The sequence below is a fragment of the Rhodococcus sp. Z13 genome (assembly GCF_025837095.1).
GTDB lineage: Bacteria > Actinomycetota > Actinomycetes > Mycobacteriales > Mycobacteriaceae > Rhodococcus > Rhodococcus sacchari.
Genome location: NZ_CP107551.1, coordinates 3,858,397 through 3,872,103, shown reverse-complemented (window position 1 = coordinate 3,872,103; position 13,707 = coordinate 3,858,397). Strand labels below are relative to the sequence as shown.

Annotated in this window: 8 protein-coding genes and 2 pseudogenes; 5 read left to right on the top strand and 5 right to left on the bottom strand. The window is 64.4% G+C overall.

From position 1 onward, the window contains the following. The first annotated feature begins 145 nt into the window (after nt 1–145). Nucleotides 146–1,539, top strand: a pseudogene (locus tag OED52_RS17645) (IS1380 family transposase). 1,142 nt (nt 1,540–2,681) lie between these two features. Here the strand turns inward: OED52_RS17645 and OED52_RS17640 are convergent. After that, complete coding sequence (locus tag OED52_RS17640; RefSeq protein ID WP_145690968.1) at nt 2,682–3,485, bottom strand: IS5 family transposase; 804 nt, start codon at nt 3,483–3,485, stop codon at nt 2,682–2,684. 298 nt (nt 3,486–3,783) lie between these two features. Here OED52_RS17640 and OED52_RS17635 point away from each other — a divergent pair, with 298 nt between their 5' ends. The 4 genes from OED52_RS17635 to OED52_RS17620 all read left to right on the top strand — a co-directional run bounded on the left by OED52_RS17635 (nt 3,784) and on the right by OED52_RS17620 (nt 7,965). Beyond that, nucleotides 3,784–5,199, top strand: coding sequence for an NUDIX hydrolase (locus tag OED52_RS17635; protein ID WP_264152133.1), 1,416 nt, complete (start codon nt 3,784–3,786; stop codon nt 5,197–5,199). A gap of 77 nt (nt 5,200–5,276) precedes the next feature. Beyond that, on the top strand, nt 5,277–6,776 hold the full coding sequence (gene istA, locus OED52_RS17630) for an IS21 family transposase (protein WP_264152132.1): 1,500 nt from the start codon (nt 5,277–5,279) through the stop codon (nt 6,774–6,776). Continuing rightward, nucleotides 6,773–7,561: an IS21-like element helper ATPase IstB gene (istB, locus tag OED52_RS17625; protein WP_024101627.1), complete on the top strand. Its 789-nt coding sequence runs from the start codon at nt 6,773–6,775 to the stop codon at nt 7,559–7,561. The genes istA and istB overlap by 4 nt, the downstream gene beginning before the upstream one ends. Before the next feature lie 68 nt (nt 7,562–7,629). Then, entirely contained in the window at nt 7,630–7,965 is a 336-nt protein-coding gene (locus OED52_RS17620; RefSeq protein WP_264152131.1) for a hypothetical protein, read from the top strand. Here OED52_RS17620 and OED52_RS17615 read toward each other — a convergent pair. From OED52_RS17615 to OED52_RS17600, 4 genes and pseudogenes are all read right to left on the bottom strand, one after another. Further along, the gene (locus OED52_RS17615) at nt 7,947–8,882 is read right to left on the bottom strand and encodes a helix-turn-helix domain-containing protein (protein ID WP_264152130.1); all 936 of its coding nucleotides are present in this window, start codon (nt 8,880–8,882) and stop codon (nt 7,947–7,949) included. The two genes, OED52_RS17620 and OED52_RS17615, sit on opposite strands and share 19 nt — an antisense overlap. Before the next feature lie 788 nt (nt 8,883–9,670). Then, on the bottom strand, nt 9,671–10,612 hold the full coding sequence (locus OED52_RS17610; RefSeq protein WP_264152129.1) for a UTP--glucose-1-phosphate uridylyltransferase: 942 nt from the start codon (nt 10,610–10,612) through the stop codon (nt 9,671–9,673). 477 nt (nt 10,613–11,089) lie between these two features. After that, the gene (locus OED52_RS17605; protein WP_264152128.1) at nt 11,090–12,484 is read right to left on the bottom strand and encodes an IS1380 family transposase; all 1,395 of its coding nucleotides are present in this window, start codon (nt 12,482–12,484) and stop codon (nt 11,090–11,092) included. A gap of 132 nt (nt 12,485–12,616) precedes the next feature. Continuing rightward, nucleotides 12,617–13,525 (bottom strand): annotated as a pseudogene (locus OED52_RS17600) (IS5 family transposase). Nucleotides 13,526–13,707 lie beyond the last annotated feature (182 nt).

The window sequence follows — 13,707 nt, the reverse complement described above, 5'->3', positions numbered from 1 at the left end:
GGAACCACGTCGATGTACTCGCTAGCCTCGGGCATTCATGCCGATTGAGCGGAAACCCGTGTCAATCACGAAGAATGATGCTCTGAGCTGGGATAATTCGACTTGCGAAGGTTGAATCAGTCCCAGTTCGAGGAGCACCATTCCGGTGAGCAAGTCTACGTCCCCCTATCCCCACCTGTCCGCATCAGCCACCGGAACCGGCCTCGTGTCGCATGCCGGCGCGATCCTGCTGCTGCGCACCGCGGAGAAAACCGGACTTGCCACGGCATTGACGACCGAACTCGCACCGTATCGAAAGCCGTTGACCCGACACGATCCCGGCAAGATCGTCCTCGACCTCGCGGTATCCCTCGCACTCGGTGGGGACTGCCTCGCCGACATCGCACAACTGCGCGCTCACCCCGAACTGTTCGGTGCGGTGGCCTCCGACCCGACCGTCTCCCGCCTGATCAGCAGGTTGGCCGCCGACACCGACACCGCGCTCGCCGCGATCGACCGGGCCCGCGCCACCGCCCGCTCCCACGCCTGGGCCGCTGCCGGCACATCGGCTCCCGACCATGCCATCGACGAAGCGCATCCGCTGGTCCTCGACATCGATGCCACCCTGGTCACCGCGCATTCCGAGAAGGAACAGGCCGCCCCGACGTTCAAGCGAGGGTTCGGTTTCCATCCGTTGTGCGCGTTCGTCGACCACGGCACCGGCGGTACCGGTGAACCCGTCGCGATGCTGCTGCGGCCGGGTAACTCGGGATCGAACACCGCCTCCGATCACATCACCGTGGTGCAGGACGCACTCGCACAGTTGCCGCTCGACCCGGCATACCGGGTCGGGAAGAAGGTACTGGTCCGTATCGACGGCGCCGGCGGTACCCACCACCTGATCGAGTACCTCACCAAGCGTCGCCTATCGTACTCGATCGGATTCGGGTTGACCGACGCCCACGCCGACGCGATCGATCTGGTTCCGGAACAGGCATGGACCCCGGCTACGACGCCGACGGGCAGGTCCGCGACGGTGCCTGGATCACCGAGATCACCGACCTACTCGACCTGTCCACCTGGCCGAAAGGCATGCGGGTGATCGTCCGGAAGGAGCGCCCACACCCCGGTGCGCAGTTGCGGTTCACCGACCGCGACGGCCTACGCCTGACCGCGTTCGTGACGAACACCCGCCGCGGTCAGCTGCCAGATCTGGAGGTGCGGCATCGGCGACGGGCTCGGTGCGAGGACCGGATCCGGGCGGCGAAAGCCACCGGCTTGCAGAATCTTCCGTTGCACGGTTTCGACCAGAACCGCATCTGGTTGGCGCTCGTGCAACTGGCATGCGAGCTGCTCGCGTGGATGCAGATGCTCGCCTTGACCGAGGTTCCAGCGCGGCGGTGGGAGCCGAAACGGCTGCGGCTGCGGTTGCTGTCGATCGCGGGGAGGATCGCCCGGCATGCCCGCCGTGTTCGTCTGCGACTGGCTGCGACAGCTCCGGATGTCGATCTTCTCGTGGCCAGCCTGAACCGGCTCGCAGCGCTACCTGCGCCTGCGTGACCTGCATGTACCAGTTTCATCGAGACGAAAGGACACGATTTCCGGGGCCGTGGACCCCGACGCCACCCGACCGTGTCGGGCAGTCGACCGTGGATACCCACCGGATCCACGGTCTCCACATCCAATCCGAAGACCCTCAGGCCGGCACGCGGTCCGCGCGAAAGATTGAGGCTAGGGACAGGAGTGCCGTCGATAGCACCGTATCCCCACTCGCCAAGGGCGTTCCGAAAGGAAATTTGGGCCTGAATCAGGGGAAGCACAGCAGCTCGCCCGGGATCGGTCGTCCGCAGTTCGTCGATCGATATCCCGTCGGCCAATCGAGCTGTGAGTAGTGCAGCGCGGAATTCCGATGTCACCACGTCGATCGCTTTGCTCGGCGCGGTAGTTGGTCTGCCTTGCCACCAAAACCGTGTATCGCCTACACGCCACACCTCGCGCCGAGTGACCGAATAGACGGTGATTGCAGCGGCAGCCGCGCTGCGATCGAGAGGCAGGTTCGCGTGGACATGGTTCGTGACAGCATCCACCATTTCATGGGCATCACAGGAAGGGGGAAGATTTCGTATTGCTTCTGCCGTCAACTCCATCGCCAACTGCCCCGGCGTGGGCCGATCGGTGCCTCGGCCGAATGGGTCGGTTGAACCGTCGATCACGGCGATGAAGTCGTTCGTCAGGACGATGCCGTCCTCGCATGCCCTGTCGTCACCGGATTTGCTACGCACGAACGACTCGGTGACGGTGACCATTGATCCTCCGAGTTCACGCTGAGCTGTGATCTGCGGCAGCATACTACTCACTCGGTGTGTGCCTGCTGATCTCGTCACCGGTCGGCATGCTCGGACAAGGCGACCGTGTAGCAGAAGGGCTGGTATGACGGATTCGGACGGCTTCAGGAGCGGACGCTGGCGTCGGGTGAGGATCGTGCTGCAGTCGAAGTGGTATGCGCTACCTGAATCCCGCAACAGGTGGGCTGTAGTGGTAATTGCCCTCGTATTGGCCGGCGGCTGGTATTGGGTAGCGGCGCGGTCAGCGCGCAACGGCGACCTGATGTCGTCTCCCTGGTTTCGAATGTTCGCTATCGCCGATCCAATTTTTGGCACAATAATAGCTCTCGGCGCAGTGGCGACGGCAGTGAGGTTTTCTCACCAGGCCGGTGCTTGCAGGTGAAGAAGAACGAGAGCCGCAGCAGCGATCGAGCCGATCCTCCACGGACATAGACTGATTCGCTGCAGCGCCTTCCACCGGGTCTTCAGCAGCGCGTTCGCGCGTTCGGCCGGAGCACGCATCGCAGACAGCAGCGTGTTGCGGCAACGAGTGCCGATATCGAGATCACGGCCTTTCGTCGGGACGTGGACGCCGATCCCGGCACCGGTGTACCCCTTGTCGGCGAGGGTGGGCATCCCGCCGGCGGCAGCGTGGTAGAGGGCGCCGAGGATCCCGCCCCGACGAGCAGCGGTGAGGTCGTGCACCGAACCGGGGGCAACCTCGGACACCCAGATCGGGTAGCCGGTCGGATCGGTCAGGACCTGGACGTTGCCGCCGTGGCGGCGATGTTTACCCGAGTACCACACGTCGTGCCCGGACTCGGAACGCTCCCGGCAGCGAGTCGAGGCGATGAGGGTGCCGTCGAGACAGACATGCTCCCAGCCGGACTCGATCCCACGTTCGAGCACGTCGTGCAGGTCCGGGGCGTGCGCAGCGATCACGTCGATACCTTCGTGGAGATACCGGTAGGCGGTGGCCTGCGAGATGCGGGCATCGCGCGCCAGGGTGGCGACGTCGGTGCCGTCGCGGAACCACCGCAGCACCATCAGAGCCTGGACGTAGACGGTCGCGGCCCGCTGCCACGGCCGGCGATCGGTCCTGCGGCGGTGGGCAGCGAGGATACGGGCGACGAAGGTCAGGGTGTGCTCGGGCACGTCGAGCGTGGCACGATAGGTAATCACGTGGGGTCCTGCTCCGGGTTGCTTCTTGCTCGAAACAATCCCTACCAGGCAGGACCCCACGTCCTCTTTTCACGCCACACCGTTCGGATGTCTTTGCTGTCGTCGGTGACTCTCTGGTGAGAAAACCTCAGTACTTGCAGGTCGTTCGGATCGCTGGAGTCGTTACCTGATTCTCGGGGAGGTCAGGCATGCACGCCGGATTGTGGCTCGTCACGTCATACGGGAAACGAGCGGCCAATCTGACCAATACAGGATCATCTCGGTAAAACTCGCCGCACTCGACGATATATACCGAAAGTTGAGTGCGTTCAGTTGGGGCGTACTTCGGGGGCAAGGGTTACGCCCCGGCGATTTCGTATCCGTTGTGCTTGCCGACACGCCAGATCGGAGCCCCGGTTCCACCGAGGCGTGGGGACGCGTCTCAACTACCGAACAGCTGGAGTTGGTCTATCGGATGACGCGGGAAGTGCTTGCACCAGGTCATCAGCTGATCATTCCCGCCCTGGTTTACCGTCAGGATGTCGAAAAGGTCCGGTCGATCGTCCAAAATCTCGCAACTTTGTTGGAGCGTGATTACCGAGGGTCGGTCCCGGTGGATGTGACCAAACTCGAAATCGCCGAGAAAGGGAGGCGATTCGGAGATTGGGTCTCGGCCTTCATGGGCTCCTACATCCTTGCAGACGGCATTGCTTCCCGGTCGGGTGTGATCGCGCGTACCGTCGTACATCACAGGGCCCGTTGGAAGTCGGTCGGCGGAGAGCCAGAAGTGCCGACGAACGGTGGACGCAGGAAGAGAGAGTGGACGATCGCCGACGTCTCACCCCATGCGGCGCTACATGGAAATGATCAGCAGGACTGCCCCGCTGTCCGAGAAGATGTAGATGCTGAGACCAAGGTATTTCGCCCGGGCGACTATGACGGACGAATTCTCAGCTTGCGGGCTGTTCAGACCGCCAAGCATCTCGAGTCCGGCGAGTATCTGGTCGAATTCCACACCGACGAAACGTGCTACGCCATCACCGAGAACGATCGGTATCGCAAGTGCAAGCACCTGCCCTCCACTCCGGAGGTGGCCGTATCGGCCCCGCGGTGTGAGAGCGACCAGGAGACAGGTGAGATCCGGATCGAGTCCAATAGAACAGTGCTTCTCAATACTGCAGTCGGTGTGATCAGCATTGATCACGCGGGCGAGCCCACCTTGCTACTGGCGCAGAGGAGCGGTCACGCACGGAACGCCACAAATGTGGTGTCCGCGACGGCGGGTGGCGTATTCGAGCATCGCCGGGGAAGTGATGACGCTGATTGCGATGCGCTCGGGGTGCCTGATCCGCTGACGTCTGTGATACGCGAAACCCGCGAAGAGTTGGGACTCGATATTGCGCGTTCCGACATGGTCCCAGTGGCAGTGATGCTGGCCAACATTCAGGGGAGACCCCGAATGAAGAATGGCGAGACGGACCGCAACAACGGGCAGCTCGTGGCCACCATCTGTTACCTCACTCTGACCGATATGTCGGCAGCGGACATCATGCGTCAACGGCAACTGCATGCAGACTGGCACACTGGTCGATTCGAACTCTCGGATATTGTCGGTATCTCTATTCCCACCCCCGATGATGCATCTGTCCATGGCCATGAGAAAGTCCCCACTGGTGGCCGAGTAACGGTCCCCACCGGTGGCCAGATGAAAGTCCCCGCCTCGTGTTCGTCGTGATTCCCACCGGAACACCAGGCCTGAGCGGTGAAGGTGAAGGTGCCACCCAGTCACCTGTCACCGCCCAGGGAGTTCCATTGAAGTCTGCGAAGGACCGCATGGACATCATTTCCGCCTACCGCGAGGTCGGCACCTACCGAGGCGCCGCCGAGATGTGCGGCACCACCCACAAAACCGTCCGCCGTGTCATCGAACGATTCGAAGCCGGCGACACCCCATCCCCACGACATCCCCGTCCCCGCAACTACGACACCGTCACCGAGATCGTCGCAGAACGCATCGCCTCGTCCCGCGGCAGAATCTCCGCCAAACGCCTGCTCCCCATCGCCGCGGCCGCCGGATACACCGGCTCGGACCGTAACTTCCGCCGCCTCGTCGCCGACGAGAAAACCAAGTGGCGCAAGAACAATCACCGCGGGCGCCGCCCCGCCGTGTGGACACCGGGTGAATACCTGGTCATCGACTGGGCCACCCTCGGCGCCGGCCTGCACCTGTTCTGCGCGGTGCTGGCGTATTCACGGTGGCGGTTCGTCGCCTTCGCCACCGACGAACGCGCCGCCACCACTTTGACGTTGATCGCCGAGGCCCTCGCCGCGATCGGCGGGGTGCCCACCAAGGTCCTGGCCGACCGGATGGCCTGCCTCAAAGGCGCAGTCGTGGCGAACGTGGTGGTCCCGACCCCGGACTACGTGCGAATGGCCACCCACTACGGGTTCCGCCCCGACTTCTGCCACGCCGCCGACCCCGAATCGAAGGGCATCGTCGAACACCTCGTCGGCTACGCCCAACGCGACCTGGTCGTCCCGCTGCTCACCGACGCCGACCTGTCCGGCCGCCCGGTGGACCTGACCACCGCGAACGCCGCAGCCCAGGCGTGGTGCATCGAGGTCAACACCCGAGTCCACACCGAGATCGACGCGGTCCCCGCCCAGCGTCTGCGCGAGGAACAGGCCGTGCTCGGGCCGCTGCCGTCGCTGCGACTGCAGATCGGGCCGCCGCCGGTGACCCGCAAGGTCGACAGGCTCTCCTGCATCCGCTTCGGCTCGGCCCGCTATTCGGTGCCGACCCGCCTGATCGGGGCCACCGTCACCGTCGCCGCCGGCGAGGGGCGACTGCTGATCGCCGACCCCGCCACAGGGGAGGTCGCTGCCGAGCACGCGCTCACCGCCCCGGGCACCGCGTCGATCCTCGACGAGCACTACCCGACCCCACGACAGGCTCCCAGTCGGGCGCCGCGACCGAAAACCGAAGTCGAGAAACGATTCTGCGCACTCGGGACGGTCGCCGAACAGTTCCTCGTCGGCGCCGCCGCGGCCGCCAACACCCGCCTGCCCGCCGAACTCGCGGTGCTGCTGGACCTGCAGGCCGCGCACGGCACCGACGCCCTGCTCGCCGCCCTGACCCGGGCGGTGGCGTTCCGGCGATTCCGCGCCGACGACGTCCGTTCCATCCTCGACGCCGGCGCCGGGGTTCCCCAACCCCGTCCCGGCGGTGATGCGCTGGTGCTGGACCTGCCGACCGCCCCGACCCGCTCTCTCGACGCCTACGCCGTCACCCGAGAGGAGACCGCACGATGAGCAGTTCGAGCACCGCCGTTCCGCCGGCGGTCGCGGCGTTGCCCGCCGACCTCGACGCCGGTCTGCGCCGACTCAAACTCGCCACCGTCCGCCGCACCGCCGCCGAGGTCCTGCAGACCGCCAAGACCCAACGCTGGACCCCGGAGGAGGTGCTGCGCACCCTGATCGAAGCGGAGTTGGCCGCCCGCGACGCCTCCAACATCGCCGCCCGACTCAAAGCGGCCGCGTTCCCCGTCGCCAAGACCCTCGACAGTTTTATCGTCGCCGAGTCCTCCATCCCACAAGCCACATTCGACTACCTGATCGGTTTGGAATGGGTTCGTTCCCACGCCAATCTGGCGTTGGTCGGCCCGCCGGGGACCGGAAAATCCCACACCCTGATCGGGTTGGGGATCGCGGCCGTGCACGCCGGGCACAAGGTCCGCTATTTCACCGCCGCCGACCTCGTCGAAGCCCTCTACCGCGGCCTGGCCGACAACACTGTCGGCAAGACCATCGACACGCTGTTGCGGGCGGATCTGATCATCGTCGACGAGGTCGGGTTCGCGCCGCTCGACGACACCGGCACCCAGTTGCTGTTCCGGCTCGTCGCCGGCGCCTACGAACGCCGATCCCTGGCGGTCGCCTCGCACTGGCCGTTCGAGCAGTGGGGCCGGTTCCTGCCCGAACACACCACCGCCGCCGGCATCCTCGACCGGCTCTTGCACCACGCCACCGTCGTGCTCACCGACGGTGAGTCCTACCGGATGCGCCAAGCCCGACACGAACGAGGTGAACGCCCCTGACCCCAACCCCGAACACCCACGAGGCGGGGACTTTCACCTGGCCAAGAGCGGGGACATCATGATGGCCGTTGACAGCATCCGGAGAATCCAAGAAGGCGGCCGTCGACTCCTATTGCCGTAGCCTGCGCCGAAAAGCTGCCGAGCTGGATCAGAACGCCATGGCGATTGCGCTCTATGCCGGGGCGCACTTCTATGGTTCGACGGCGATGATGTCCTCTATTCAGGACTTCTTCGAAGTGCCGTGGTGGTTCCTTCCATGGTCGGGAGAGTCCTCAGGCCACCGGCTCGTGGTAGATCCCCGGAGGCTGTTCGGCAACCGCGCAGACGAGATCCTCGCCGTGAACGACGAGTGGGGTGGCTGGGTCCAGGATGTGTTCGGCCCCGCCTACGTGCCGGTTACGTAGACAGGCTGTGCACTTCCCGCCTGAAAGGACTGTGTACAGGTCCCCACTGTTTCCTGCGCTGCTCGTTTCGACGCCTCATAGATCGATCCGGACTTCACTCCGCGGCACGGGCACCGCACCGCTCGACCGAGATCGTCGTCGGGCAACCAACCGTACTCGTCGCACTTTCCGCACTTCGGTAGAGCGGGCGGGCGCGGTGGTTGCAGAGCTTGCCAGGTGGGCACCCACGCTGCCGCCGAACGGGCAGGATCGTGGGGACGATGTCGTTGGAGAGCTGCACGGACGAGAGCGTCAACGCCGTGCACTTCGATGGATCGTTCGACCAGCGCAGCTTTCTCGGCATTGAGGGTGTCGAAGCGGGCGGTGAGGCCGGCCCGGCGGCACGCCGCGGCCAGTTGGTCGATTCGATCTCGCTGCTGCTGTCGCCCTTGCCAGTCGACAGTGGACTGCGGCAGCGTTCCCCCGCGCGCAGCAGGTTCATTTCTTGGTTCAAGGGCGGTTCGGGTGACATGGGTGTCACCCCGCTCGCTCGTTCCTGTCACCCCGTGGCGTGTCGCCCTGTCACCCCGCGTAGTCGTACGGGGTGACAGGTGGTCACCCCCTCGCATCGCGAGGTTGTAGAGGACGGGTCGGCGATCCTCGCGGGAGATGGCCGCTGCGACGCGCGCCTGATCGCCGCGGCTGATGAGTCCGAGCTCCACGAGCGCGTCCAGGCACCGCTGAACCTGCCGTTCGCTGATTCGGGCGTAGCGGGCGAGGGTCCGTACCGACGGATAGGCGTGCCGGCCACTTCGTGAGGCGTGATTCGCCAGCCCGAGCAGGACCAATGTCAGGGTTGGCGCGGACGGCATGCCGGACGGAGTGGGGGAGGGGATCTCGGCGTGTTCGAGCGCCCAGGTGATCGCTTCGATGCTCATGGCGCCACCTGCGCATGAGTATGCTGATGCATGTTCGACTCCTAGTCAGTCGGACATCCGGCCCGTCACGATGGCAGTCGTGGCGGGCCATCTGTTTGGAATTGTTCGCACGCCTGTTCGAGCGTGTGGTTGACCATCTTGGCACCGGGCGATCGGAGCGTCAATGGTCCCCGGCGGCGTCCGCCCTTCGACTGGCTTCGGGTGAAATGGGGGTGAATTGGACAATCGGGTGTAACGGGCGAAATGGACTGCACGAAGGAAATTTCGTTACTCGTACTTTCAAGGGGGGCTCGCATGAGTGATCGAGGGTTGGCTCCGCAATCGACCCGTGCAAGTCGGGGCGGATCTGTGAGCCCGGGCCAGCGCAACGGTCAGTTTCAAGAGCGTGCCGCAACGGATGAGGCGGCATCCAAGCGTTTGGTGTTCAGGTCCCGTAGGCGTCCTGACGTATGGGTGATCACCGCGATCGTGGCGCTTGTTGCCGCCCTGGGGTTGTTCATCGGTGGCGTGGTATCGAGTCAGGGACGGGGCCGGACCGAGTCTTATGAGTCCGTTTACGTGCCCGAGGGCGCCCTGAGTGGAGTGCAGAAGTAGTGGCTTTTCACCCGTATGGGTGAGCCCCGCCGGCGATTCTTGGGGAGGAGCCAGCGGGGCTCACTACTGCGTGCATGTACTCGGGGAGGAGTCACGCAGCATGTTGCGGGGAGGCAACACACGTGCGAGTGTAGTCGACATCGGGCCCTTTGGCACTCCGGGGTTGGGACTTTAGTCCCAGTAGCGTAAATGCCTTATGCCCCAAGGTGTTCAGTTGACGTAATGATGTCTTGGTCGAGGCGTTCCAGTAGCCACTGGCGAAGACCCTCGCCGTACTCCTTGCTGTCGAGAGCGGTGTCGATGGCTGCTCGGAGGTATCCACCAGGGTTGCCGAGGTCGTGGCGCGTTCCGCGGTGAACGACGACGTGGACGGGGTGCCCTTCTTCAATCAGTAGGGCGATTGCATCGGTTAGCTGGAGCTCGCCACCTGCTCCCGGCTCGATCCGGCGCAACGCATCGAAGATCGCCCGGTCGAGGAGGTAGCGGCCGGCCGCGGCGAGCGTCGACGGCGCATCGCCCAACGCTGGTTTTTCGACCATGCCACGCACCCTCATCACGTCGGGGGTGGCGGCGCCCGGCACTGCTTCAACGTCGAAGACGCCGTACGAACTGACCTGGTCTTTCGGTACGTCGATCGCGCAAAGCACGGTGCCTCCGCGCTCGGCACGGACGCGAGCCATCATCTTGAGAATGCCGCTGGGTTGAACCAGATCGTCCGGAAGCAACACAGCGATGGAATCCTCATCAGGCGTAAGCGCAGCTTCTGCACAGCCCACGGCATGTCCGAGTCCGAGCGGCTTATCCTGGACCGCTGATTCGACAGTGAGGAGATTCGGGGCTCGCCGGACCTTATCTAGCAGGTCGAATTTTCCTCTCGATTCGAGATGCTCTTCCAAATCAAAGTCATCGATGAAATGAGCCACAACTCCGTCTTTTCCGGGAGCTGTCACAATTAGCAAGCGCTGCGCACCAGCCTTCGCAGCCTCTGTGGCCACGAGTTCGATTCCTGGCGTGTCCACGACCGGTAACAACTCTTTGGGCACTGTCTTAGTGGCCGGCAGGAACCGGGTCCCCATCCCGGCGGCCGGAACTACAGCAGTCCGGAACGCTCTCTGCGTAGCAAGTTTTTCTGACATGGTAAACCCTCGCCTCCCCTATCGAGCGTGAGACGGCCGGGATTCCCTCCCGTGCAGTCTCGAACGAATACCGAATGAGATACATCTCACAATTGTCACTGCCGAACAATAGGCGCGGCATGACCTCGGTGGGCGAAGTCTATGGGCAAACCATGCGTGGCGCGAATCGATGTGGTGTGGAAGTGCAACGGGGCTATAGAGATTGCGGAATCTGTAAGCATTCGGCGGAGCCTTCTTGCTCCCCGGGAGGCCAAGTTTGGACAGACTCAGCGAAAAAACTGGACGCCCGTTCAAGCTGCCGCCTAACCTCAATCTTTCGCGCGGACCGCGTGCCGGCCTGAGCGGTCTCGGATTGGGTGTGGAAACCGTGGATCCGGCGTGCATCCACGGTCGACTGCCCGACACGGTCGGGTGGCGTCGGGGTCCACGGCCCCGGAAATCGTGTCCTTTCGTCTCGATGAAACTGGTACATGCAGGTCACGCAGGCGCAGGTAGCGCTGCGAGCCGGTTCAGGCTGGCCACGAGAAGATCGACATCCGGAGCTGTCGCAGCCAGTCGCAGACGAACACGGCGGGCATGCCGGGCGATCCTCCCCGCGATCGACAGCAACCGCAGCCGCAGCCGTTTCGGCTCCCACCGCCGCGCTGGAACCTCGGTCAAGGCGAGCATCTGCATCCACGCGAGCAGCTCGCATGCCAGTTGCACGAGCGCCAACCAGATGCGGTTCTGGTCGAAACCGTGCAGCGGAAGGTTCTGCAAGCCGGTGGCTTTCGCTGCCCGGATCCGGTCCTCGCACCGAGCCCGTCGCCGGTGCCGTAGCTCCAGATCTGGCAGTTGCCCGCGGCGGGTGTTGGTGACGAACGCGGTCAGGCGTAGGCCGTCACGGTCGGTGAACCGCAACTGCGCACCCGGATGCGTCCTCTCCTTCCTGACGATCACGCGCATGCCTTTCGGCCACGTCGACAGGTCGAGCAGGTCGGTGATCTCGGTGACCCAGGCGCCGTCGCGGACCTGTCCGTCCGAGTCGTAGGCCGAGGTCCAGGCCTGCTCCGGGACCAGATCGAGGGCGGCGGTCATCGTGTCGGTCAACCCGAATCCGATCGAGTACGATAGGCGACGCTTGGTGAGGTACTCGATCAGGTGGTGGGTACCGCCGGCGCCGTCGATACGGACCAGTACCTTCTTCCCGACCCGGTATGCCGGGTCGAGCGGCAACTGTGCGAGTGCGTCCTGCACCACGGTGATGTGATCGGAGGCGGTGTTCGATCCCGAGTTACCCGGCCGCAGCAGCATCGCGACGGGTTCACCGGTACCGCCGGTGCCGTGGTCGACGAACGCGCACAACGGATGGAAACCGAACCCTCGCTTGAACGTCGGGGCGGCCTGTTCCTTCTCGGAATGCGCGGTGACCAGGGTGGCATCGATGTCGAGGACCAGCGGATGCGCTTCGTCGATGGCATGGTCGGGAGCCGATGTGCCGGCAGCGGCCCAGGCGTGGGAGCGGGCGGTGGCGCGGGCCCGGTCGATCGCGGCCAGTGCGGTGTCGGTGTCGGCGGCCAACCTGCTGATCAGGCGGGAGACGGTCGGGTCGGAGGCCACCGCACCGAACAGTTCGGGGTGAGCGCGCAGTTGTGCGATGTCGGCGAGGCAGTCCCCACCGAGTGCGAGGGAGACCGCGAGGTCGAGGACGATCTTGCCGGGATCGTGTCGGGTCAACGGCTTTCGATACGGTGCGAGTTCGGTCGTCAATGCCGTGGCAAGTCCGGTTTTCTCCGCGGTGCGCAGCAGCAGGACGGCTCCGGCATGCGACACGAGGCCGGTTCCGGTGGCTGATGCGGACAGGTGGGGATAGGGGGACGTAGACTTGCTCACCGGAATGGTGCTCCTCGAACTGGGACTGATTCAACCTTCGCAAGTCGAATTATCCCAGCTCAGAGCATCATTCTTCGTGATTGACACGGGTTTCCGCTCAATCGGCATGAATGCCCGAGGTTAGGACGTGTTTCAAGAGGTGGCTGATCGCAGCCACAGATTGATAGCGGCGATGCGCACGATGGCCGCGTAGCGGACCGCAAGCTTGTCGTATCTCGTTGCCACAGCGCGGTTCTGCTTGAGCTGATTGATCCCACACTCGACGGCGTGCCGCTGCTTGTAGTGCTCGGCGTCGAAGACGGGTGGGCGGCCACCCGATGAGCCCTTCTTCTTCCGGTTCGCGACCTAGTCGGACTTGGTCGGGATCGTCGACCTGAATCCTCGCCTGCGGAGCAAGGCCCGGTTGGCGGCACTGCTGTACGCCTTGTCCGCCAGCACCGCATCCGGGCGGCAGCGTGGTCGACCACGACCGCGCCGCGGCACCCGAATTGCGTCGAGCACGGCCTCGAACTGCGGACTGTAACCGCACTGACCTGCAGTGACGACGAGTAAGAGGACCTTGCACCCCTGCTCGCATGCCAGATGCATCTTGGTTGTCCAGCCACCGCGTGAACGTCCCAACGCGTGATCATCGGGCTCGGTGTCGACACCGCCCGGTGGCTCGGCCTGCCGATCACCGCTCCTGCGGGCACCGGCTGCGTGCTGGTGTGCTCGGGCGATGGTCGAGTCGATGCTGACATCCAACACGATCTCACCGGCCGCGTCGGCGAGGGCCTGCACTCGGGTGAGGATCTGCGCCCACACCCCTGCGCGTTGCCAACGCCGGAACAGTCCGTACACCGTCTGCCACGGCCCGTACCGGTCCGGAATGTCCCGCCACGGGCATCCTGTGCGGATGCGCCACCGGATCCCGTCGATGAGCTGGCGTTTCGTCCACTTCGGCGGCCGGCCCGCCTTCTTTCCCCGCGGCAGCAACGGCTCCAACCGCGCCCACTGCGCGTCGGCCAGATCCGCCCGCCCCGGTACCGCTACGCTGGGCACGAGGTCTCCGGTATTCAGGTTTGTCTTAGTCGATTAACCCTCTACCGGAGACCTCCGCTCATTCAGTTGTCATGACACGCCAGACGGAGCAGTGAATCCCTCGGCGGATCCACACTTGAAACACGGCTTAGTGGACAAGCTCCAGCACATGGTCGGCTGTGGTGGGTTTTGATCCAGGACGA